Here is a 23,165-nt window from a genome sequence, read left to right as displayed (position 1 = left end):
TGTTAAAAGGAGGATCCAGATGATCCCGTCCGTTCTGCCGACCTATAACCGCGCGCCCCTCAGCTTTGTGAAGGGCGAGGGCGCCTGGCTGATCGAGGCCGATGGGCGACGTTTTCTGGATCTTGCTGCGGGAATTGCTGTCAATGCGCTCGGCCATGCCCATCCGGCGCTGGTCAAGGCGCTGAGCGAGCAAGCTGAAAACCTCTGGCATGTCTCCAATCTCTATCACATCCCCCAACAGCAGGCGCTGGCGGATCGGCTGGTAGAGCACAGCTTTGCCGACACCGTGTTCTTCACCAACTCCGGCACCGAATCCTGTGAACTCGCCGTGAAGATGGCGCGGAAATATTTCTACGAAAAGGGCCAGCCAGAACGGGTGGAAATTATCACGTTTTCAGGCTCTTTCCACGGTCGCTCCTCTGCCGGGATCTCTGCGGCCGGTTCGGAAAAGATGACCAAGGGCTTTGGCCCCATGTTGCCCGGTTTTGTGCATCTCACCTTCGGGGATCTTGATGGCGTGACCAATGCAATCTCTGACAAGACCGCCGCAATCCTGATCGAGCCGGTGCAGGGCGAGGGTGGCATTCGCCCGGTGCCGGATGCCGAACTCAAGGCGCTGCGCCAGATCTGCGACGCCCACGGTCTGCTCTTGATCCTGGACGAAGTCCAATGCGGTGTTGGGCGCACGGGCAAACTGTTTGCTCATGAATGGGCGGGCATTACCCCCGACATCATGATGGTTGCCAAAGGCATCGGTGGCGGCTTCCCGCTGGGCGCTGTGCTTGCAACAGAAGAGGCCGCGAGCGGCATGACCGCAGGCACCCACGGCTCCACCTATGGCGGCAACCCGCTGGGCTGCGCGGTAGGCTGTGCCGTGATGGATCACGTCAGCGACCCGGCCTTTCTGGCCGAGGTGAACCGCAAGGCAGGCCTGCTGCGCCAGAAACTCGAGGGTCTTGTGGCCTCCCACCCCGAGGTGTTCGAAGAGGTGCGTGGCACCGGCCTCATGCTGGGTCTGAAATGCGTGGCGCCCAATATCGATGTGGTCAATGCAGGCTATGACAACGAAGTGGTCACCGTCCCGGCTGCGGATAATGTCATCCGCCTGCTGCCGCCACTGACGCTCACCGATGATGACATCGACGAGGCCTATGCCCGTCTGGATCGCGCCGCGACGGCTGTTGCGGCCAAGGCCTGAGCATCATCTTTCCCCAAATACTCCGGGGGTGCGGGGGCTGGCCCCCGCCATAGCCGGAGACGGGCAGGGCCGTTGGGGCCTGCCAGGACAACCGAAAGCGATATCCGACATGAACCATTTTCTCGATATTCACAAAACCGACGCCGCTGATCTGCGCGCCATCATCGATCAGGCCCGGATCACCAAGGACGCCCGCCAGGGGCGCCCAAAGGCAGCTCTGGATGACGAACAGCCGCTCAAGGACCGCATGGTCGCGCTGATTTTTGAAAAACCCTCGACCCGGACGCGCGTTTCCTTTGATGTTGGTGTGCGCCAGATGGGGGGGCAGACGATGGTGCTGTCAGGCAATGACATGCAGCTGGGGCACGGCGAAACCATTGCTGACACCGCGCGCGTGCTGTCGCGGTATGTCGACATGATCATGATCCGGACCTTTGACGAAACCGTGCTGACCGAAATGGCCGAATACGCCAGCGTGCCGGTCATCAACGGGCTGACCGACCGTACCCACCCCTGCCAGATCATGGCAGATGTGCTCACCTACGAGGAACATCGCGGCTCCATCAAGGGCAAGAAGGTGGTCTGGTGTGGCGATGGCAACAATGTCTGCGCCTCCTTCATCCACGCCGCCGGTCAGTTTGGATTTGATCTGACCTTCACGGGTCCGGCGCAACTTGATCCCGAAGAGGAATTCGTTGGCCTCGCCCGCAAGGCAGGCTCGCAGATCATCATTGAACGCGACGTGAACAAGGCTGTCGAAGGGGCGGATCTCGTGGTGGCGGACACTTGGGTTTCCATGCACGACAGCCAGTCCTCCAAGGAGCGCCGCCACAACATGCTGCGCAGCTATCAGGTGAACGAGGCGCTGATGGCGCAGGCCAAGCCGGATGCGCTGTTCATGCACTGCCTGCCGGCCCACCGCGAGGAAGAAGTGACAAGCGCCGTGATGGACGGGCCGCAGTCGGTGATCTTTGACGAGGCGGAAAACCGTTTGCATGCGCAAAAGGCGATCATGCGCTACTGCCTCGGCAGCTAAGCCATCAGGCGCTCCTGTCCCGACATGAAAGGGGCAGGGCCGCTGCCTTGCATAGGCTGCCCCTTAATCAGCGCACAAAAAAAACCGCCGCATCGGGGTGATGCGGCGGTTTTTCGTTGTTTCGCTCTGGCAGAGATCAGAGCGCGATTGCACTCAGCACCAGGAACACGCAGCCAGACAGCAGGGCCGCAGCAGGCACCGTGATGACCCAGGCGGCCACAATGGTCATGAAATGGCTGCGGCGCACCAGCTTGCGGCGGCGGCGCTCTTCCGGCGCGATCCGTTTTTCCGCAGGGCGGCTGGCAGAGGTCCGCTTCAGGCGGCGTTCCATGTGCCATTCCCGGAAGAAGCCGACGCCAAACACCGCGCCCACCGCGATGTGGGTCGATGACACGGGCAGGCCCAGCCAGCTCGCCACGATCACGGTGATGGCAGCGGAAAGCGACACGCAGTAGGCGCGCATCGGATTCAGTTTGGTGATCTGACTGCCCACCATGCGGATCAGCTTGGGGCCGAACAGGAACAGGCCAAAGGAGATCCCGAAGGCGCCGATCACCATCACCCAGGTCGGGATGGTGACTTTGGCTGCGATGTCACCAAACTGGGCGGTGTGGACAATTGCCGCCAGCGGACCAACCGCATTGGCCACATCATTTGCGCCATGCGCAAAGGACAGCAGCGTTGCGGAAATGACAAGCGGCAGGGCAAACAGCGCCTTGAGCGACTTGTTGCGGTTTTCCATACCTTCCGACTGGCGCTTGATCAGCGGTGCGGTGATCACATAGCTCAGACCCCCCACGGTTGCGCCGATCAGCAGGGCAATCTCCAGGTCGATCTTGACGATTTTCTTCAGGCCCTTGAGCGCGAGATAGGTCGCAAAGGCACCCGCCATGATCCCCACCAGCACCGGCACCCAGCGGCGCGCAGCTGCGATCTTGTCGTCCTGATAGATGATCTTGGCCTTGATAAAGGCGAGAAAGGCCGCAGCGATCACGCCGCCCAGAACGGGCGAGATCACCCAGCTGGCAGCGATCTTGCTCATCGTGGGCCAATTCACCGCGCCAAAGCCCGCAGCCGCGATGCCCGCGCCCATGACGCCGCCCACAACCGAGTGGGTGGTCGAAACCGGGGCGCCAACCCAGGTTGCGAGGTTCACCCAAAGCGCCGAGGAAATCAGCGCCGCCATCATTGCCCAGATAAAGATCTCCGCGCTGGAGACACCCGAGGGGTCGATGATGCCTTTGGAAATGGTCGACACCACATCGCCACCGGCCAACAGCGCGCCTGCGCTTTCGGCGAGGGCTGCGATCACGATGGCGCCGCCCATGGTCAGCGCATTGGCGCCCACAGCCGGGCCCATGTTGTTGGCCACATCGTTTGCGCCGATGTTCAGCGCCATGTAGGCGCCAAAGGCTGCGGCAGCTACAACGACGAAATTGGTGGGTGCAGACCCCAGGAAGACGGCCGCGCCGACGCCTGCCAGCACGATAAAGACCAGCGCGATGCCCGGCGCCACCAGGGGGCGCGAAACATAGGCCGTTGCCAGTTCCAGTTGAGAGATCCGGTTCAGATCCCGGTCAAGAGTTTTCCATTGCGGTCGCTCAGGTGCGTCGCTCATTGTCTCAGTCCCGATTCTAGAATTGAGCACGCGCCTAATGGTCCCTTGCGCAATACGCAAGGGTTTCGTCATGAAACTGCCGTCAAACCGTTACAATGCGCGCAGCAACGCGCTCAGTTCCGGTTCGGCCACAAGGTCGGCCGCCTTTTGGGGCGACATCCATTCCCGGATGCGCTCGTCGCGCTCGGGGTAGTTCTTGGCAAGCTCGCGCACACGCACCTTGTAGACGAGGGTTTCCACCATCTCGCCTGTGCCATTGTCACGCTGCTTGAGATAATCATAGCTGCCGGTTGGTTCGTCTTCGACCTGCGCCTTGATCACGCCTGCTTCTTCCCAGGCTTCCTGCAGCGCAGATTGGGATCCGGTCTTGCCCTTGATCGGCCAGCCCTTGGGAACGATCCAGCGGCCGGTGCCGCGGCTGGTGATCATCAACACCTCTTTGCCCGCCTCACCCTGGCGATAGCACAGGGCTGCGACCTGCAATCTCTTGGGTCGTAAAATCATAGGTCTGAGGAACTCTTCCCAGGCGGAAGACAGAAGGGGTTTCATTACTGCTCGGCTTTCCGGGCCATGAAAACTGGCCACTCGCTAATCAAGCCTATTATCTTGCGGCTCCTGAGTGAAATTCAAGAGGGTCCACCCACAAAAATCGATCAAACTGACAGTTTTCACCAGTTTTTGACCGAATTTAGGCGTTCATGCGTGTGGGTTTGTGGGTTTCGCCGCTCACTTTCGTGGTTTTGCACGCAAAGTGGGGTCCGCAACGGTCGGGTCTTCGGGCCAGGGGTGTTTGGGATACTGGGCGCGCATGTCCTTGCGCACGTCGGCGTAGGAGCCAGACCAGAACCCCGGCAGGTCGCGGGTGATCTGGATCGGACGCTGCGCCGGCGACAACAACGTCACCTTCAGCGGCGTGTTGGCGACCGTCGGATGGCGGGTCACTCCGAACATCTCCTGCAGGCGGACAGAGATTTCGGGAATATCCTGGCCGTAATCAATCGGCAGCTTGCGTCCAAGCGGCGTGGTGAAATGCGGTGGCGCAAGCTGGTCAAGCCGCTGCGTCTGCTCCCAGTTGAGCGCGGCGCGCAGGGCGGGCAGCGGATCAAACCGTTTCCAGTCGTCCGCGCTGCGCACCCCTTCCAGCATCGGCAGGAGCCAATCCTCCAGACTGTCCAGAAGGGCGCTGTCGCTGAAATCCGGCAGGTCTTCGCCTGCCTCGCCAACCAGACGGACCCGCGCAACAAAGCGCGCCGCTGCGCCGCTCAGGCGCAGCCCCAGATCGCGCACCCCCTCCAGCATTGCGGTGGCCACTACATCCGCTGGAACGTCTTTCCAGATCTGGTCGTCCAGAACCACCGCGCCCAGACATTGCTGCCTGCGTGCGACGACCCGTCGATCACGTTTTGACCAGTGGCAGGTGTTTTCGGTTCGGATCTGGTCGGCAAATGCCTCTCGCAGCTCTGACAGGGTGATCTGTGCGGCCAGCCTCAGCCGGGCCTCGCGCGGGTTGCCGTCGCTGTCCAGCGCCACAATGAACGGTGGAGCGGCCAGCGGGTCGTCATCCGGCAGAACCGCGCCCTTGCCACCGGAAAGGACATAGCGTGGCGCTTCCCCCTTGCGCCGCTGGCCGATGCGATCGGGATAAGCCGCCGCTGCCATCACCGCAGGGCGGGCGCCCGGCACTGATGCGGATCCTGACACACCCGCCTGCCGGGTCAGCCGTTTGGCTTCGCTCTTGATGCGGTCTGTCGCAGGCAGGTTCAGCTGATAGCGGCGCTTGCGGAGAAAGGCTTTGGGATCTCGCAGCGCCTCCAGCCGCAGGGCCAGATCGACAGGTGCACCGCGCAAAGGATCGCGCTCTGCCATCAGGGCCGCAAGCGGTGCAGCCTCGGCACCGTGACGTTGCAGCATATGGGCCAGCCGTGGATGCAGTGGCAGTTTTGCCAGCGCGCGCCCATGGTCGGTGATCCGGTTGCGTTGATCCAATGCACCCAGCATCTGCAGTAGCGCCTGCGCCTCCTTCAACGCACCATCGGGAGGAGGGGTCAGAAATGGCAGATCCCCCGGCTCAGCCCCCCACAAGGCCAGCTCCAGCGCGAGCCCGGAAAGGTCGGCGGCCTGAATTTCTGCCGGGGGAAAGGCGGCCAACGCGCCTTCCTCGCCCTTGGTCCAAAGGCGGTAACAGGTGCCCTCTGCCACACGGCCCGCACGCCCCTGCCGCTGGGTGGCTTCGGCGCGGGTCACACGTTCGGTCACCAGCCGCGACATGCCAGAGCCGGGATCAAACCGGCTGCGCCGGGCCAGCCCCATGTCCACCACCACGCGCACATCCTGAATCGTCAGCGAGGTTTCCGCGATCGACGTCGCCAGCACCACCTTGCGCAGTTTGGCATCGGGTTGAATGGCGGCGCGCTGTTCGGCAAAGGGGAGCGCGCCAAACAGGGGGCGCACCACGCAGTCACCGGGCAGGCGAGAGGCAAGCGCAGCAGCGGCTTTGCGGATCTCTCCCTCGCCGGGAAGGAACACCAGAATGCCGCCCCCTTTGGCTTCGGACCCGCCTGTGCTGCCAGAGCCGGGTGGGCGGGTTTCGGCCTCTGCCCGCACCACCAGATCCACCAGCGCATCCAACCTGCGCGGCCCGCGGCCTGTGCGCGTGTCAGCAGGAAGCGGCGCGTCGAGCCAGCGGGTCTCTACCGGATAGCTGCGCCCCTCGGAGGTCACCAGCGGCGCCTTCATCAGCTCTGCCACGGGTGCGGCATCCAGCGTTGCGGACATCGCCAGCAGCATCAGGTCGTCGCGCAGCGCTCCTGCGACCTCCAAGCAAAGCGCGAGACCGAAATCGGCATTGAGCGAGCGTTCGTGAAATTCGTCAAAGATGACCGCGCCAACATCGGGCAAATCGGGATCAGACTGCAGCATCCGCGTCAGGATACCCTCTGTCACCACCTCAATGCGGGTGGCGGCGCTGGTCTTTGCCTCGCCCCGGATCCGGTAGCCGACCGTCTGGCCAACCCGTTCGCCCAATGTATCGGCCATGCGCTCTGCTGCTGCGCGTGCCGCGAGCCTGCGGGGCTCCAGCATGATGATGCGCCCCTCGCACAGCCCGGCCTCCAGCATCGCCAGCGGCACCCGAGTGGTCTTGCCCGCACCGGGTGGGGCCTGCAAAACGGCACGGCTCTGGCTGCGCAGGGCAGCGATCAACTCGGGCAGGGCATCATCAATGGGCAGTCTGGTCATGCCGCCTTATCGCCAATGGCAGGCCAAGCGTCCAGCGCAGAGCGACGCGCCCATTGACGACCTGCGACGGATGTTCTCTGGACAACGCCCGCCCGGCTGCGCCATCAATGCCCGACACCGGACGGGAGCGAGAGGGGCCAATATGTCAGCAACAGGCAATTCCACACGGGCAGGGCGTGGCGCAGTCCCGGATATCGACGATCTGGCCGCCCGCATCCTGAACGGAGAACGCCGCGCGCTGGCTCGCGCCATCACGCTGGTCGAAAGTGGCCGCGCCGATCACCGCGAGGCGACCACCCGGCTTCTTGACCTGCTTGCACGCGAAAACCGCCAGTCGCTGCGCATCGGTCTGTCCGGCACGCCGGGGGTGGGGAAATCCACCTTTATCGAAAGCGTCGGCATGATGCTGATTGGCGCGGGTCTCAAGGTGGCGGTCTTGGCCGTGGACCCCAGTTCCACCCGCTCAGGCGGGTCGATCCTTGGCGACAAGACAAGGATGGAACACCTCAGCCGAGAGAAGAACGCCTTTATCCGCCCCTCGCCAAGTCAGACCCATCTGGGCGGTGTTGGCCGTCGTTCACGCGAAGCGGTGGCGCTGTGCGAGGCCGCTGGCTTTGACGTGGTGCTGATCGAAACCGTGGGTGTGGGCCAATCCGAAACCGTGGTGGCCGAGATGTCGGACCTGTTCCTGTTGCTCTTGGCGCCAGCGGGTGGGGATGAACTGCAGGGCGTGAAACGTGGCATCATGGAAATGGCCGACATCATCCTTGTTAACAAGGCAGATGGAGATCTGAAGCCCGCCGCGACCCGCACCTGCGCCGATTACGCAGGCGCATTGCGCCTGTTGCGCAAGCGGCCGCAGGATCCGGAGGGCTTTCCGAAGGCGTTGATGGTCTCGGCCGTTGCCCGCGAAGGTCTGGCGGAAGCCTGGGCAGAGATGCAGGCCCTTGCGGACTGGCGGCGCGAAAACGGCCACTGGCAGCGGCGCCGGGGCGAGCAGGCCCGCTACTGGTTTGCCGAAGACGTGCGCCAGGCCCTGCTCTCGCGCCTTGAAACTCCTTGGGCGCAGGAACGGATGGCAACGCTGTCCGAGGACGTGGCAGAGGGGCGTGCAACCCCGGCTGCCGCCGCCCGTGACATGCTGCTGGGCCTTGGCGTCGGCTGAGACCACGGCAGGTTGCCGTAACGTCGGCCCCACCAAGCAGGTGCGACCAATCAGGCCCAACCAATCAGAACCCGGCAAAAAGAGCCGCCACAGCGTATCTCTGCGCTGGATTTCGCCGCTGTGGCACGCTAGAAGGGCGCGAACCTTGGCTGCATGGGCGGGTGGATTGACCTTGGTGTTTGTCCCCGCGCGCGTTTCCACAAGGGCTGCCACATAAATCTGTTTCATATGGCTTGACCCTGCGCGCGATTCCTCCTACACGCATCCAACCAGTTTTCGGGCGCAGCCAATGGCCGCGCCCCTTGTAATTTGGTGCCCGAACAGATGCTGCATCAGCGGGCGCCCCAGATACGAAGGATAAAACCATGTCGCGCCGTTGCGAACTGACCGGAAAAGGCCCGATGACTGGCAACAATGTCAGCCACGCCAACAACAAAACCAAGCGTCGCTTTCTGCCGAACCTGAACGACGTGACCCTGCAGTCCGAGACCCTGGGCCGTGGCGTCAAGCTGCGCATCTCTGCTGCTGCACTGCGCTCCGTTGACCACCGCGGTGGCCTGGACGCCTTCCTGGCGAAAGCCAAGGACGAAGAGCTGTCCTCCGCTGCTCTGAAGGTCAAGAAAGAGATCGCAAAGGCACAGGCGGCAAACGCCTAAGGCTTACGATCCGACCGGATTAGAAACGCCGTGCATGTGCTGACATGCGCGGCGTTTTTCGTTTGACGGCTGTCTGTGGCTACTCTGGTGGTCCTGGTCCAGCGTGCGGCGCTTTTTCGTCTTGCGGGGGGCGGGCTGGGGCGCATATGTCGGCTGTGATGATGTTTCTTCGTGCATATCTGACCATCTTGCTGATGGCGGCGCTGTCCCTCACCGGGATCAGTGCGCAGGCGGGTATGCGCGATGCCTCCGGGCAGATGGTGCTCTGTACAGGCACTGGCCCGGCCATGGTCTATGTCGACAGCGACGGCCAGCCGACCAGCCCGCCTGCCGACTGTCCCGAGTGTTTCACCTTTGTTGCCGATCTCGCGCTGGGGGGGCTGCCCGCTGGCCGGCAGATCGCCCCACGGGCGCTGCAACTGGACATCGCAACTGTCACGCTCAGCCCGCAGCCCCTGCGTCTGGCGGCCTGGGCGCGCGCGCCGCCCATCCTTGGTTAAGTCGCCGCATCCTGCCGGGATGCCTCTGATTTACTGATATTTTCCAAGGATAGACCAATGATCTTCAAATCCTCCATCACGGCGGCTGTTGCTGCCATCGCCATGTCCACCGCCGCTTTTGCCGCAGATATCACGGTGAGCGACGCCTATGCCCGCGTGTCCTCCAAGGGCGCAAAGAGCGGCGCAGCCTTCATGGTGATCGAAAACACCAGCAGCGCTGATGATCGCCTGATTGATGTGCGCAGTGATGCGGCCAAGCTGACCCAGCTGCACACCCACAAGGCAGGCGATAACGGTGTGATGCAGATGCTGCACGTCGAAGAGGGCTTTGCCATTCCGGCGGGCGAAGGCCATTCGCTGAAGCGTGGTGGTGATCACGTGATGCTCATGGGGCTGAAGGCGCCGTTGGCGCATGGCGATGAGGTCGCGCTGACGCTGGTGTTCGAAAACGCCGGTGAGATCAGCGTGACAGTCCCTGTCGATCTGGAACGCAAACCGGATCATGGGGCCATGAAACACTCGCACTAAGGCCGCGCGCCCTTACGTGCCTTCCGCTTGCGCCTGTTTGACCCCGCATAGGTCAGACAGGCGCACAGGGGCGGGAGGCCGTTTTCTTTCTGTCCCGATGTATTACACAGAAGCCAGCCTCCACCGGTTTCACTCCAAATCCTGCCAGCCACGCGGCGGATTTTGCTTCTGCCTTCTCTGATCTGCCCCTAGGATCACCCAGATCGCAGCGCGGTGTTGCGATCGCTCAATAGATAAGAGACCTCGCTCCAATGGCTCAGCGCATCCTGTTCGTCTGTCTTGGCAATATCTGCCGCTCTCCCGCTGCCGAAGGTGTGTTCCGCACGCTTTGCCCCGAGGTTGAGACCGACAGCGCAGGCACCGCCGGCTACCATGTCGGCTCGCCACCCTATGGACCCATGCAGGCCGCAGCGGGAGCACGGGGCATCAATCTGTCAGATCTGCGCGCACGCCAGTTCAAACCTGCCGATTTCGGCCGCTTTGATCTGATTGTCGCGATGGACGGCGACAACCTTCAGGATATCGAGGCACAGCGACCGGCAGGGGCAGAGACACCCGTCAGGCTGTTTACTGATTTCGCGGCTGGCTCTGGTGCGGATCACGTGCCTGACCCCTATTATACCCGCGATTTCGACGGCTGCCTTGATCTCATCGAGGCGGCAGCGCAGGGGCTTGCGAACAGCCTGCGTTGATCGTGAGTTGAATGTGCAGAGCAGGGCAGGACGGCACGGGCCTGTCGGCTCAGTCCTCCAGCACCTTCAGATCGCCAGCCAGCCACGGCAGTTGCTGCACGGCGGGGTCGATCACATGTCCCTGCACCAGGCGCCGCATGGTCTGCGCCACATCCCGTGGCACGCGGTCGGCCCAGTCCGAACTGGAAAACAGCGAGATCCGCCGCGAAAACGCGCCAAAGGGCAACGGGAAGGCTTCCAGATCCTCGTGAAAGCGCACCGCGCGCATATAGCCGAGCGGGGTGGTGATGGCCCAACCGATCCGTCGCGCCACCAACGCCATCAGCGCCTGATGAGAGCCGATCTCGAACCGTTCCTCAAACAGCAGCTTCTGGCGGGCCAGATGTGCCTCAATCTGCTGCGAAATCAGCTGGCTGCTGTCGTAGCGCAGAAAGGGAAGGGACTGCAGGATATCCATCTCTGCCTCAGGCTTCAGCAGCAGGCCCTTGGGCGCCACCAGCATAAAGGGATCCTGCACCAGCGGATATTCCGTCACGCCTTCGCGCAGCGCACCGGTGGTGGCAGTCACCGCAATGTGCAGATCGCGCGCATCCAGTGCTTCCAGAATGTCGTGGCTGGAGGCGGTGATCATCTTGAACCGACAGTTCACCAGGCTCTCCGCCAGCGTGGTCACAAGGCGCGGTGTCAGGTCATTGTCGAAATCGTCAATCAGCCCGATCGACAGCGTTGACAGGTGGTTGAGATCAACAACGCTCAACTCGCTTTGTGCCAGCCGCAGCTCTGCCAGAACCGCTTCGGTGCGGGCCAGAAAATTGCGCCCCACCGGCGTCAGCACCATCGGTCTGCGCCCGTGGTTCACCAGTTCCGCCCCCAGCGCGCTTTCGAGATTGCGCAATTGCTGGCTGACCGCAGGCTGGCTGAGCCCGGTCAACGACGCGGTCTGGGCAACAGATCCGGTTTTGGCCAGAGCTTCAAACACTTCAAGCCCGCGCAGCGTGACGCCTTTCATCAGCATTTATGCGCTCCTGCATCGGAACCACGACAGGTCGGGGCCTGTCGGCGGCAAACATCATCGCGACAGCACACAGAAGATCGCCTCCCGCGTGATCTGGCTGTTATCAAAGCCAATATCGCCACCGGTGCAAGACCAGATCGGGAAAATGCGCGGATCTGTCTGATCTGACGGCCGCGCGCACCGCATATGGGCAACGAAAAAATGGGCAAAAAAACAGCCCCACGACGCGCAGCTGCCAAAACAAAAGGCGCAGGCCCTGTGGCCGCGCCTTTCGGATGCAAGAAACCAATCGGTCTGTCGCAGCGATCGCTGGATCGTTCGCTGTTCAGCCGCAGATGCGGGTCGCGTTTTCGCCAAAAGCCTTGTAGCGCGCCCACAGCCGCTCGTCCGAGCGGCGATCCGACTGGCGCACCACTTGCGCCTGATGCGGGTCCTTGAACCATTTCGACACGGTCTTGCGCTCTGCCCGGTTCAGGCTCGCGTTTGCGACGCTCTGAATGCAGCGGCACAGCGAAGGATTCGCAGCCGAGCGATCCGACTGACGGCAGGCCTTTTCAATGGCGCCAGCCCCGACAGGCGCGGGCAGAACACCAGTCACCAGCGTGGCGCATAGCGTGGCAGTCACGAAAAACTTCATCTTCATTGTCCCTAGAACCCTGCAAATGCTCAGATCAAGGCGGGTCTTCTGGCCCGCTGCTGCCAGGACTATGGCGCAAGCGCAGGTCAGTTTCAATCAAGGTAAACGAAGGGTTGAGCTTCAGCGGAAACCTGCCACTTTTCCGGTATATTGGCGCTTTGGCAGGCCCAGCTGGGCAGAACCCCCAGGCCCGCTCCACGCCGCTGCGACGCCAGACGGGGCCCGGGGAGGTCGCTTTGTCGACACCCTGCTGGAGGGCAATCAGGACTGGTTCGGCCCGCGCAGGGAGCGGATCATCTGGCGCACGGATTTCCAATCCTCCGCCTCTGCGGTTTTGCCGCTTTCCTGACAAATCCTCATCTTCTGAGCCACTTCCGCCTCGGCCCGATCCCCATGCGCCGAATAGAGCGCACGTGCATATTCTGCGGTTTTGATGGCATCCATGTCGGTGGTCCTCCTGAATTGCGCGTCCCTCGTCACAACGGCACTGAAATCATGGAACACCGCCACTATAGCGCATTTTGGCCAGCCTTGCAGCGATGGCGCGCGCGGCGGGCTTCTGGGTCAGGCTGTGGTGCGGGGCAGGCTGCGCAATTCGCCCCTTGGGGGCGGGGCAAATGGCCGCCAGACAGTGGCAGGCGATATGCCGCTCCGGGCCGTGTGCATAAGGTGGTTGAAGGATGTACGTGCCATCTTGACCAAACCCTAAAACCAAATCATATCCCCCTGCATGACAGAGCTCGACAAAATCCGCAATTTCTCCATCGTCGCGCATATCGACCATGGCAAATCCACCCTCGCTGACCGGCTCATCCAAGAGACCGGAACGGTCGAGGACCGCGATATGAAGGAGCAGCTGCTCGACAGCATGGATATCGAGCGCGAGCGCGGCATCACCATCAAGGCCAACACCGTCCGCATCGACTATAAGGCCGAGAACGGTGAAACCTATGTGCTCAACCTGATCGACACCCCCGGTCACGTCGACTTTGCCTATGAGGTCTCCCGCTCCATGCGCGCGGTCGAAGGCTCGCTCTTGGTGGTGGACAGCACCCAAGGGGTAGAGGCGCAGACCCTCGCCAACGTCTATCAGGCGATTGACGCGGATCACGAGATCGTCCCGGTTCTGAACAAGATCGACCTGCCCGCATCCGATTGTGACCGGGTGGCAGAACAGATCGAGGATGTGATCGGCATCGACGCAACCGATGCCATTCAGGTTTCGGCCAAGACAGGGCAGGGCATCCGCGAGACGCTCGAGGCGATCGTGCACAAGCTGCCCGCGCCCAGTGGCGACCGCGATGCACCGCTCAAGGCGATGCTGGTGGACAGCTGGTATGATGCCTATCTCGGCGTGATCGTTCTGGTCCGCATCATGGATGGCACCCTGAAAAAGGGCATGCGCGTCAAGTTCATGTCGAACGGCACCCTGCACCACGTTGACCGCATCGGCGTGTTCCGCCCCGCGATGCAGGCGGTGGATGTGCTGGGGCCGGGTGAAATCGGCTTTCTCACCGCGTCGATCAAACAGGTCCGCGACACCCGCGTCGGTGACACCATCACCAATGACCGCAACGGCACCGAGCTGGCGCTGCCCGGCTATAAGCCTGCACAGCCCGTGGTGTTCTGTGGCCTCTTCCCGGTCGACAGCGCCGAATTCGAAGACCTGCGTGACGCCATCGACAAACTGGCGCTCAACGACGCCTCTTTCAGCTACGAGATGGAAACCTCTGCCGCGCTTGGCTTTGGCTTCCGCTGTGGCTTCCTCGGGCTTTTGCACCTTGAGGTGATCCGCGACCGGATCGAACGGGAATACAACATCGAACTCATCACCACCGCGCCCTCCGTGGTCTATCATGTCTACATGAAGGGCAAGGAAGGCATCGAGGGCGAGATGATCGAGCTGCACAACCCCGCCGACATGCCCGACATGTCCAAGGTCGACCACATCGAAGAGCCGCGCATCAAGGCCACCATCCTGGTGCCCGATGAATACCTTGGCGATGTGCTGAAGCTCTGCCAGGACCGTCGCGGCATTCAGGAGGATCTGACCTACGCCGGCTCCCGCGCGATGGTGGTTTATGACCTGCCGCTCAATGAGGTGGTGTTTGACTTCTACGACCGTCTGAAATCGGTGACCAAGGGCTATGCTTCCTTCGACTATCAGATGACCGGCTACCGCGAGGACAATCTGGTCAAGATGTCGGTGCTGGTGAACGACGAGCCGGTGGATGCGCTGTCGATGATGGTGCACCGTGACCGTGCCGAAATGCGCGGCCGCGCCATGTGCGAAAAGCTCAAGGACCTGATCCCGCGCCACATGTTCAAGATCCCGATCCAGGCCGCCATCGGCGGCAAGGTGATCGCCCGCGAAACCCTGTCTGCCCTGCGCAAGGACGTGACCGCCAAATGCTACGGCGGCGACGCCACACGTAAGCGCAAACTCTTGGACAAGCAGAAGGCCGGTAAGAAGAAGATGCGCCAGTTCGGCAAGGTCGACATCCCGCAAGAGGCGTTTATTTCCGCCCTCAAAATGGACAGCTGAGCACCGTCCAGGAAACGCTCCGGGGGAGCGTTTCAGGCGCGAAGGGGCGGAGCCCGGCTGACCATTTTCGAGGGCGCGCGGGCGAAAGCGGTTGGCAAAGCCAATTGCGTGCCCGCACCCCGGCAATGACGCAGTGACGAAGCGACACCTTCAAACGCATACAAAACGGGGCCACGGCCCCGTTTTCTGTTTCCAGAGATCGCCAATCTCCCGCCCGGTCGCCAGACCGGGCAGCGCCCGATCCGCCCCCACGGGCGGGCGCTATGCACTCGCCCAGGGTCAGGCGCTGCACTTCAGTTCCTGGAGTCGGCCGGTTACAGCGATAGGTGCGTTTGATTGCGTTGATACACCAAATAAGTGAAATTTTTCTGGACACAGGAAAGGGCTATTGTACGGTCTGGTGAGCAACTGCCTGTTTATTATGTGAAATGAATATATCTACCAAGTATGTGCTCTACGTGGACGAGAGTGGAGATCAGGACGTAAAAAAGTTTCGAACTGAAGAACGTGTGCGTGGATCTGACCCATTTCTCGTGTTTGGAGCCTGTCTTGTACCTGTGAAGTTTCAAGACGAAATGAGACAAGCTTTGACCACGTTTAAGAGTGAAATTGGGGTCAAGCAGCTTCACAGCACAGATCTCGTTCATCTGAAGACTGCCTACTTCTGTAGAAAGGTTCAGAGTATGCGTGTTCTGCTTTTTGGGCTTGTCTCTAAGAAGGAAACGCTTGGCGGTTACACGAAACAAATAGCCGACTTGAAGGATACAGAGGCTTACTACAACAAATGTGCGGCATACTTGTTAGAGCGATTGGGCCACTTCATGTCTCATGCTGGTATCGGTCCGGATCAGGTGGAAATTGTTTTTGAAGAGAAGAAGCATGATTACAATAAGCTAAGGAACCTTATCGGAACTATGCAGAATACACCGCACGATGATCGAGCGCGTTACCTGTCAAGAATAGCTCCACATCGAATAAGGGCGCAGGCAAAGAAAGATGAAATCTTACTTTCTTTGGCAGATTTGACTGCGTTTAGCTTGTATCAATCCGTTTCAAAGCTTCACTCCAATTTTGGTTATCCAGAGTTTCGCTATATGAGAGAGCTCCGACCAAAGTTCTGGAAGAATCCAAAGGGCGAGAAGATTGCAAACTTTGGAGTGAAGTACATTCAGGGACCATTCAAAATGAATTTGGAAGGTGATGCGCTGAAATTCGCTCTCTCTATGTACCAAGATAAGTGACCGCTTAACAAACGCTTTTAGTCGAATGCGTTTCCGTCTCTCACACCCGGTCGCTAGACCGGGCAGCGCCCGACCCTCCCCCCGGGAGGGCGCTTCGCACCCACCCAGGGTCAGGCGCTGCCCTTTGTGGTTTTCACGCTGGTCCGAGGAAATCACTCCAACACAGCACAGGTTTGCCTTTGGTAAACGGGGGAGGGCGCTTCGCACCCCCCAAAAACGCCAGACACTTCTCCCCTGCGATGTCACACGACCCCGGCGAGCCAACAAAAAACCGCCCAGCCCCTCGGGCCGGACGGTTCTGTTGTCCTGAACCTCACTGAAATCAGAGGCTGTTCTGCACGTCCTGTGCGGCGCCGCTGATGGCTTGGCCGGCTTTCTGGATGTCGCGGCCGGCGCCTTTGGTGGTTTCACAGGCGCTGAGCGCCAGAACGGCCCCCAGGAGGGCGAGGCCGGTGAGGGCGGATCGGGTCATCACATGTCTCCCTTGCTCGATCTTGCCTAGGTGATAGCAAGCCCGCTGGCGCTGATCCAGTCTCTCTGCGCCTTCTGCCGGTCACATCCGCGCAAGGGTCACATTCCCGGCAAGGGTCACATTCCCCCAAAGGCAAGGGCGCGCCCCGCCCGCATCGGCCCCCGATTTGCGCCCCTCTCACGTCAGCGCCGCGCGCGCCCCTGCAGACCTCCCCCAATTCGGTGAGTTTCGCGTGGCGGTCAACATCTATAGGTTGCATCAGTGTCCAGCAACCAAGCCCGTTAGCCGCGGCACCACAGCAGCAGCGGCACCGCCGGGCTGCGACAACAATGGGGAGGATCCGTGTTGAAACCGTGGGATGCCAAATCCGCCATGCAGAACGCAGACAAGACACCGGTTGGAGAGCCCGCCACCTCCAAGGCTGCCGCCAAGATCACGGGGGCGGTCACGGGGACGGTCTCTGCGCAGGTTGCATCGATGGTTGCCGTGGCCGAGCAGGACTGCCTGGCCCAGCAATGGGCAGAGCTGCGCCGCGACATCGATCAGGCGCTTGCGCGTGTGGATGCGGGCTCTGTCGGCTACTGCAACATCTGTGGCGATCGCATCACCGAGGGGCATCTGGCGGCCCATCCCGGCACCAGCTTCTGTGCCGCCTGCGCAGGCTAGCGACATCGCAGCGCTTTCCATTTTGCGCGCGCTCGCCTAAAGCGGGGCAACCCATCTGACGGAGCCCCCATATGCCCACCTGCGCCCTATGCGCGGCCGATGCGCCGCTTGTCACCCACACCGTTTCGGGCGCGCCCGCAGATCAGGACGGCGATGTCGCGCTGTGTGCGCCGTGTCTCGCGGCGGCGCAGGGCGCGCCGGACCCTGCACATCTGCGCTGCCTTGCGTCCTCCATGTGGTCAGAGCGGCCCGCGGTGCAGGTGCTTTCGGCACGGCTTCTGGCGCAGCTGTCCGATCATGACTGGGCGCGGGATCTGGCGGACCAGCTGTGGCTCGAGGACGACATGCGCGCCTGGGTCGAGGCCACGGACGACAGCGCCGCAGGCGCCCATCGCGACAGCAACGGCACAGAGCTGGTGGCAGGCGATACCGTGGTGCTGATCAAGGATCTCCCGGTCAAGGGCGCAGGCTTTACCGCCAAACGCGGCACCGCGGTGCGGGGCATTTCGCTGGTGGCCGCCAACCCAGAGCACATCGAAGGCCGCGTTGAAGGCCAGCGGATCGTGATCCTCACCAAATTCGTCAAGAAGAAATAGGCGGCCCAGCCGCCACACCGGGGCAAAAAGCCCCTGCGCCCGTTGCCGGCTCCTGCCGGATGTGGCACAACCAACAGCAACAGACTGACCAGATGAGTTTAGCTTATGACTGACTTCGCCGAACGTCGCCGCATGATGGTCGACACGCAGATCCGCCCGTCGGATGTTACGAAATTCCCGATCATCGAAGCCATGCTCGCTGTCCCGCGCGAGGCTTTTGTCGCGGATGCTCAGCGTGAAGCCGCTTATGCCGACAACAACATTGATATCGCGCCCGGTCGCGTCCTGCTTGAGCCGCGCACGCTGGCCAAAATGCTGGATGCAATCGACGTGCAGCCCGACGAGCTGGTGCTCGATGTGGCCTGCGGCATGGGTTACTCCACCGCTGTCGTGGCCCGTGTTGCGCAGATGGTGATCGGCGTCGAAGCCGACGAATCCCTCGCAAGCGAGGCGCAGGACCAGCTGTCTGCGGTCTCTGCCGACAACGCCATCGTGCACATCGGCGCGCTGGCAGAGGGCGCCGCGGAACACGGCCCCTACGATGTGATCATGGTGCAGGGTGGGGTGGAAACCATGCCCGAAGCGCTGCTGAACCAGCTGAAGGACGGGGGCCGCATTATCGCGATCTTCATGTCCGGCGCATTGGGTGAGGTCAAGATCGGCTACAAATCCGCCGATCAGATCTCCTGGCGTCTGGCCTTCAACGCGGGCGCCCCGGTGCTGCCCGGCTTTGAAGCGGCCAAGGAATTCGCGCTCTGAGCGTGATGGGATAAGATCAACCCCGGCCACCAGGCCGGGGTCTTTTTAAGACCGGACACGCCTGCGTATTTTGGGCGGACATGCTCTTGATGGGGCTGTCACTTGGGATGGACCAACTATAAGAGGCTCGAAATGGGCAAGAAATTGACAGCAAAGCTGTTCAAGGCGTTTGTTTTTGCTGGGGGGGCCGCGATGTTGCTTGGCGCGCCCAAGGGGGCTGCTGCCGACAACCTGTCGGATGCCATGATCGGCGCCTACAAGACCAGCGGCCTGTTGGAACAAAACCGCGCCCTGTTGCGGGCAACGGACGAAAACGTCGCGGCTGCGGTTGCACGTCTGCGCCCGGTGGTCGATTGGGTCGCGCGGGCAGAGCGCAATTACCTGCGCAACGGCTTTACGGGCGGGGCGTCCTCCAACCATGACACAACCGTGTCCACCGGCATTGATGTGTCGTGGCTGCTGTTTGACAATGGGGTTTCCCGCCTCAGCCAGATGGCTGCACAGGAAACGGTTCTGGCCACCCGTCAGGCGCTGATTGACATCGAACAGCAGGTTCTCTTTGCGGCCGTGCAGGCCTATGTGAACGTGTTGCTGCAACAGGACAATGTTGCCCTGCGGTCCAACAACCTGCGGCTTTTGCAGGAAGAACTGCGCGCCGCCAACGACCGGTTTGAGGTGGGCGAGGTGACACGCACCGATGTCGCCCTTGCCGAAAGCCGGGTTGCCGCCGCCCAGGCGAGCCTCACCGAAAGCCGGGGCGCGTTGCTGGATGCGCAGGCGGTCTATGTGCAGGCCGTCGGCAGCAAGCCGGGCCGCATTGCCGGTCAGCCGCCCTTGCCCCAACGCGTCGCCTCGCTGCAAGCGGCCGAGTCCATCGCCATGCGCAACCATCCAACCATTCTTGCCCAGCAACACGCGGTCAAAGCAGCCGATTTCGCAGCCCAAAGCGCAGGCCGTGGTCTGGGCCCGACGGTCACGTTCCGCGCCAACATTGCGCATGCGGAAAACGCCACCGGCCCCGGCACGCGTGATTCTTCCAGCGCCAGCCTGACCCTGGCACAGCGGCTCTATGCCGGTGGTTCCGTGGCATCGGCCCGTCGCGCCAGCATCGCCCGCCTGCAGGCAGAACGCGGTGCGCTGATCACGAACCAACGGGCCGTGACACAGGATGTTGCTGCGGCGTATGTGGCATTGGACACCGCCCGTGCCAGCTTGCGCTCGTCCAACGAACGTGTGCGCGCCGCGCGCGTGGCGTTTGACGGCATCCGCGAGGAGGCAACTCTGGGCGCGCGGACCACGCTGGATGTGCTGCAGGCTGAACAGGAACTGCTCGCAGCTCAGACCGCGAGCGTTCAGGCCCGCGCCAATCAGGCCTTGGCGGCCTATGCGCTGCTGCAGGCACAGGGCCTGCTGACGGCAGAGCATCTGGGCCTTGCGGTCGAAATCTACGATCCGACCCTTTACTACAACCTGGTAAAGGACGCGCCAGCCCACGTAAGCCAGCGCAGCAAGGATCTGGACCGCGTCATGCGCGCTTTGGGCAAGCAATAAGCACTGCCGCCCGAAAATCAGCCAGTCTGCACGACTGACGAAACGGCCCGCCTCTGGCGGGTCGTTTTCTGTCTGCAGCCCGAAATGCAGGTCACCCTGACCTTTAATATTGTGTTTATCCACACGGTTGTCTGCGCGCGGGCGGGCGGCTACACTCAGAGGTAAGAGGCGAGAGTGATAGGCAAAAATGTCGGAACCGGTTACGCAGACAGAAATTGAAGACGTGCTGTCGTCGATCCGCCGTTTGGTGAGCGAAGACAACCGCGCGGATCGCAATCCGGACCACGGGGCAGGGCGGCGCAATGGCACTGCCGCCCGCGTTGCCGAGGCAACGGCTGATCCCCGCCCCAAGGCACCTGTCACCCGACTGGTCCTGACCCCAGCTCTGCGGGTTCCGGAAAATCGCCTGCAGACAGAGGATGCGCCGACACCCCCGACAACGCCGGTCGCCACCAGCCCCCTGCAGGACACTGGTCAGGCCCCTTTGCAGGACATCCCGGTTGGCGACGCCCCTGTGGCCGAGACGGTGCCGATTGCGCCCGCTGCTGCACCCGCCTTGCATGACAATGATCCCGACAACGAGGATCTCGCCTTTTTCCAAGGTCTGCAGGCCGCAACGCCGCGCGGTGATGAACCGGGTCCGGACGACGAAGCGGCGACAGATCACGGCATCGATCACAGCGCGGACACGATTGTCTTTCAGGCGACCCCTGATGCAGATCCCGCAGAAGCCCCGGCTGATGAGGCGGTAGAAGAGGTGGCTGAAACGGTGCAGGCGGCAGATATCGTCACAGATGACAGCCTGAGCGAAGCCACCACCCCCAAGCCATCCCCGTCAGAGGACGCGCCTTGGGCGGATCCGAACTCTACCCTGTTTGAGGCCGCAGGCGTTGCGCCCAGCCGCGACAGCACGCCCAAACCCGCAGGTCAGCTCAATCCCAAAATTGGTGCGGTGGTTCAGAAACTCGCTGAGATGGAGGCCGCCAACGCCGCGCGCCCCGTTTTGTGGGAGCCGGATGGAAGCCGGGACACGCCTTATGCCGGCTCCGATCTTGAACCGCTGCAATGGGCCGACACCGACCCTGCCGAGCCCACGACGGATGTCACCGCTGACCCCTTGGCAGAGGCTGACGTGACAGCAGAACCGACCGCGACGCCGGTTGCGCAAATGGACAGCCCAGTTGCTGAGATGTCGGCGCCCACCTCCGCAGAGGCAGAGCCGCGCCAGCCTGATCCACAGCCAGAACCTCTGGTTCTTTCCGAACCGGCACAGACATCCCCGGCAGATCCCGCCACAGTAGATGGTGCCAGCCAGATTGCAGAGCAGGCCGTGACAGACGTCGCGATGGACCAGCTCGCCGCAGAAGACAGCATCCTTGATGAGGAAAGCCTGCGCGAACTGGTTGCCGATATCGTGCGCGCTGAACTGCAGGGCGCCTTGGGCGAGCGGATCACGCGCAACGTGCGCAAACTGGTGCGCCGTGAAATCCAGCGCGCCTTGTCGGCGCAGGATCTCCTGTAACGCGCACGCAGCTTACGGAGCTGTGGCACCTGTCCACAGGTATTGCCCTTCAGGGGTTAGCCAGCAACCGGCTCTGCCAGTTCAAGAAGCTGGTCCAGATCCATGAACTCTTCCAGGTGATCGGCCAGCGCATCCAGCGTGGCCTCGACCCCGTCGTCATAACCGGTAAGGCTCTCGACCCCCAGCTGACCAAGAAAGCTGGCCCGAAAGGCATCTGCCGAAAACAGCCCATGCAGGTACGAGCCCCGCACCCGCCCATCGCGAGAGGCCGCCCCCTCCAGACGCCCCTCAATGCTGAGCCACGCACGCGCACAATCCGGCCCGTCCGTGCGGCCCATGTGGATTTCATAGCCGCTGACCGGCAGGTTGCCATCACGGGTCACTGCCTCGGTCAGGGTGACACGCTTTTCGCCGGCCATCACCGTATGGACATCCAACAACCCAAGGCCCTCGACCTTGCCGGGGCGACCATCGACCCCTTCAGGGTCATCAATGGTCTTGCCCAGAATCTGATAGCCGCCGCACAGGCCCATCACATGACCGCCACGGCGGTGGTGGGCGAGGATATCAATATCCCAGCCCTGCGCCCGCAGATAGGCCAGATCGCCGATGGTGGATTTGCTGCCGGGGATCAGCACCAGATCCGCGTCACCGGGCAGGGGCCGACCTGCGGGTATGATTTCAACCGTGACATTCGGTTCTGCGGCCAATGGATCGAGATCATCGAAATTGGCCATCCGCTCCAGCTGGGGCACCACGATCTTGCAGGCGCCGCCGGGGCGTGATGCGATGTCCATCATGTCCTCGGCAGGCAGCTTCCAGGCGTCCCAGAACCACGGGATCACCCCCATCGACGGCCATCCGGTGCGCGCGGCGATATCATCGCGACCCGCATCAAACAGGCTGCGATCTCCGCGAAAGCGGTTGACGGCAAAGCCCTTGACGCGCGCCAGGTCCTGCGGCTCCAGCACGGCATGGGTGCCCACGATCTGCGCAATCACGCCGCCACGGTGGATGTCGCCAACCAAAACCACCGGCACATCTGCCGCGCAGGCAAAGCCCATGTTGGCAATGTCGTTCTTGCGCAGGTTGGTTTCCGCAGGAGAGCCCGCACCTTCGATCAGGACCAGATCCACATCCGCCGCCAGCCGGTGAAAGCTCTCCAGCGCGGCCTCCAGCAGACCGGTCTTGTCGCGCATGAAAGACCCGGCCGCCTGCGTGCCACGGCGTTTGCCCTGCACGATCACCTGCGCGCCGGTGTCTGTTTCGGGTTTCAGCAGGACAGGGTTCATGTCGGTATGGGGCGGGCGCATCGCGGCGCGTGCCTGCAGGGCCTGCGCCCGGCCGATCTCTCCGCCTTCGGGCGTCACAGCCGCATTGTTCGACATGTTTTGCGGCTTGAACGGGGCCACCGACAGGCCCCGGCGCACAAAGGCGCGCGCCAGCCCCGCAACGATCATCGATTTGCCGACGTTGCTGCCGGTTCCCTGGATCATGATGGCCCGTGCTGTCATGGCCGCCTCTTTTGCGC

The 23,165-nt window shown here is 62.2% G+C and carries 22 protein-coding genes; 14 read left to right on the top strand and 8 right to left on the bottom strand.

Annotation, left to right across the window (positions count from 1 at the left end):
• Nucleotides 1-19 precede the first annotated feature (19 nt).
• Nucleotides 20-1,198, top strand: coding sequence for an aspartate aminotransferase family protein (locus NIT7645_RS18525; protein WP_008563066.1), 1,179 nt, complete (start codon nt 20-22; stop codon nt 1,196-1,198).
• 109 nt (nt 1,199-1,307) lie between these two features.
• A complete protein-coding gene (argF, locus tag NIT7645_RS18520) occupies nt 1,308-2,234 on the top strand; it encodes an ornithine carbamoyltransferase (protein ID WP_008562418.1) in 927 nt (308 codons plus the stop codon).
• Nucleotides 2,235-2,370: 136 nt separating this feature from the next.
• On the opposite strand, the gene NIT7645_RS18515 is transcribed toward argF, so the two are convergent.
• The 3 genes from NIT7645_RS18515 to hrpB all read right to left on the bottom strand — a co-directional run bounded on the left by NIT7645_RS18515 (nt 2,371) and on the right by hrpB (nt 7,089).
• The gene (locus NIT7645_RS18515; RefSeq protein ID WP_008560429.1) at nt 2,371-3,852 is read right to left on the bottom strand and encodes an inorganic phosphate transporter; all 1,482 of its coding nucleotides are present in this window, start codon (nt 3,850-3,852) and stop codon (nt 2,371-2,373) included.
• Between the two features lie 90 nt (nt 3,853-3,942).
• Nucleotides 3,943-4,401 (bottom strand): NUDIX hydrolase, encoded by a 459-nt coding sequence (locus NIT7645_RS18510; protein ID WP_008561280.1) that lies wholly within the window; start codon nt 4,399-4,401, stop codon nt 3,943-3,945.
• A gap of 177 nt (nt 4,402-4,578) precedes the next feature.
• Entirely contained in the window at nt 4,579-7,089 is a 2,511-nt protein-coding gene (hrpB, locus tag NIT7645_RS18505) for an ATP-dependent helicase HrpB (protein ID WP_050687779.1), read from the bottom strand.
• Nucleotides 7,090-7,231: 142 nt separating this feature from the next.
• Here hrpB and meaB point away from each other — a divergent pair, with 142 nt between their 5' ends.
• The 5 genes from meaB (at nt 7,232) to NIT7645_RS18480 (ending at nt 10,630) form a co-directional block, all read left to right on the top strand.
• Nucleotides 7,232-8,254: a methylmalonyl Co-A mutase-associated GTPase MeaB gene (gene meaB / locus NIT7645_RS18500; protein WP_050687777.1), complete on the top strand. Its 1,023-nt coding sequence runs from the start codon at nt 7,232-7,234 to the stop codon at nt 8,252-8,254.
• 365 nt (nt 8,255-8,619) lie between these two features.
• Nucleotides 8,620-8,910 carry a 50S ribosomal protein L28 gene (rpmB, locus tag NIT7645_RS18495; RefSeq protein ID WP_008561103.1) on the top strand — a complete coding sequence of 97 codons (291 nt, stop codon included), beginning with the start codon at nt 8,620-8,622 and terminating at the stop codon, nt 8,908-8,910.
• 158 nt (nt 8,911-9,068) lie between these two features.
• Entirely contained in the window at nt 9,069-9,410 is a 342-nt protein-coding gene (locus tag NIT7645_RS18490) for a DUF2946 family protein (protein ID WP_074964299.1), read from the top strand.
• A 57-nt stretch (nt 9,411-9,467) separates the two neighbouring features.
• Nucleotides 9,468-9,938, top strand: coding sequence for a copper chaperone PCu(A)C (locus NIT7645_RS18485; RefSeq protein WP_050687776.1), 471 nt, complete (start codon nt 9,468-9,470; stop codon nt 9,936-9,938).
• Nucleotides 9,939-10,189: 251 nt separating this feature from the next.
• Entirely contained in the window at nt 10,190-10,630 is a 441-nt protein-coding gene (locus NIT7645_RS18480) for a low molecular weight protein-tyrosine-phosphatase (RefSeq protein ID WP_008558824.1), read from the top strand.
• A gap of 49 nt (nt 10,631-10,679) precedes the next feature.
• Here the strand turns inward: NIT7645_RS18480 and NIT7645_RS18475 are convergent, their stop codons facing one another.
• The 3 genes from NIT7645_RS18475 to NIT7645_RS18465 all read right to left on the bottom strand — a co-directional run bounded on the left by NIT7645_RS18475 (nt 10,680) and on the right by NIT7645_RS18465 (nt 12,726).
• Nucleotides 10,680-11,645 carry a LysR family transcriptional regulator gene (locus NIT7645_RS18475; protein ID WP_050673731.1) on the bottom strand — a complete coding sequence of 322 codons (966 nt, stop codon included), beginning with the start codon at nt 11,643-11,645 and terminating at the stop codon, nt 10,680-10,682.
• A gap of 325 nt (nt 11,646-11,970) precedes the next feature.
• Nucleotides 11,971-12,282 carry a hypothetical protein gene (locus NIT7645_RS18470; RefSeq protein WP_037302725.1) on the bottom strand — a complete coding sequence of 104 codons (312 nt, stop codon included), beginning with the start codon at nt 12,280-12,282 and terminating at the stop codon, nt 11,971-11,973.
• A gap of 261 nt (nt 12,283-12,543) precedes the next feature.
• Nucleotides 12,544-12,726 carry a hypothetical protein gene (locus NIT7645_RS18465; protein WP_008560680.1) on the bottom strand — a complete coding sequence of 61 codons (183 nt, stop codon included), beginning with the start codon at nt 12,724-12,726 and terminating at the stop codon, nt 12,544-12,546.
• 286 nt (nt 12,727-13,012) lie between these two features.
• On the opposite strand from NIT7645_RS18465, the gene lepA reads away from it, so the two are divergent.
• A complete protein-coding gene (gene lepA, locus NIT7645_RS18455) occupies nt 13,013-14,827 on the top strand; it encodes a translation elongation factor 4 (protein ID WP_008559403.1) in 1,815 nt (604 codons plus the stop codon).
• A 428-nt stretch (nt 14,828-15,255) separates the two neighbouring features.
• Complete coding sequence (locus NIT7645_RS18450; protein WP_050687772.1) at nt 15,256-16,068, top strand: DUF3800 domain-containing protein; 813 nt, start codon at nt 15,256-15,258, stop codon at nt 16,066-16,068.
• Between the two features lie 322 nt (nt 16,069-16,390).
• Here NIT7645_RS18450 and NIT7645_RS19355 read toward each other — a convergent pair whose 3' ends face one another.
• Nucleotides 16,391-16,540, bottom strand: coding sequence for an entericidin A/B family lipoprotein (locus tag NIT7645_RS19355; RefSeq protein WP_074964295.1), 150 nt, complete (start codon nt 16,538-16,540; stop codon nt 16,391-16,393).
• 342 nt (nt 16,541-16,882) lie between these two features.
• Here NIT7645_RS19355 and NIT7645_RS18445 point away from each other — a divergent pair, with 342 nt between their 5' ends.
• From NIT7645_RS18445 to NIT7645_RS18425, 5 genes are all read left to right on the top strand, one after another.
• Nucleotides 16,883-17,206 (top strand): TraR/DksA family transcriptional regulator, encoded by a 324-nt coding sequence (locus NIT7645_RS18445; RefSeq protein WP_050687770.1) that lies wholly within the window; start codon nt 16,883-16,885, stop codon nt 17,204-17,206.
• A 71-nt stretch (nt 17,207-17,277) separates the two neighbouring features.
• Entirely contained in the window at nt 17,278-17,802 is a 525-nt protein-coding gene (locus NIT7645_RS18440) for an alkylphosphonate utilization protein (protein WP_050687768.1), read from the top strand.
• 105 nt (nt 17,803-17,907) lie between these two features.
• Entirely contained in the window at nt 17,908-18,561 is a 654-nt protein-coding gene (locus NIT7645_RS18435; RefSeq protein WP_050687766.1) for a protein-L-isoaspartate O-methyltransferase family protein, read from the top strand.
• 132 nt (nt 18,562-18,693) lie between these two features.
• Complete coding sequence (locus NIT7645_RS18430) at nt 18,694-20,112, top strand: TolC family outer membrane protein (RefSeq protein ID WP_050687764.1); 1,419 nt, start codon at nt 18,694-18,696, stop codon at nt 20,110-20,112.
• Nucleotides 20,113-20,299: 187 nt separating this feature from the next.
• Complete coding sequence (locus NIT7645_RS18425) at nt 20,300-21,634, top strand: hypothetical protein (protein ID WP_050687762.1); 1,335 nt, start codon at nt 20,300-20,302, stop codon at nt 21,632-21,634.
• Between the two features lie 56 nt (nt 21,635-21,690).
• Here NIT7645_RS18425 and NIT7645_RS18420 read toward each other — a convergent pair whose 3' ends face one another.
• The gene (locus tag NIT7645_RS18420) at nt 21,691-23,148 is read right to left on the bottom strand and encodes a cobyric acid synthase (protein ID WP_050687760.1); all 1,458 of its coding nucleotides are present in this window, start codon (nt 23,146-23,148) and stop codon (nt 21,691-21,693) included.
• Nucleotides 23,149-23,165 lie beyond the last annotated feature (17 nt).

Origin of the sequence: Phaeobacter italicus (assembly GCF_001258055.1) — a bacterium.
Classification (GTDB): domain Bacteria; phylum Pseudomonadota; class Alphaproteobacteria; order Rhodobacterales; family Rhodobacteraceae; genus Phaeobacter; species Phaeobacter italicus.
The sequence above is the reverse complement of the archived record's forward strand: the minus strand, read 5'-3'. Positions and strand labels throughout refer to the sequence as shown.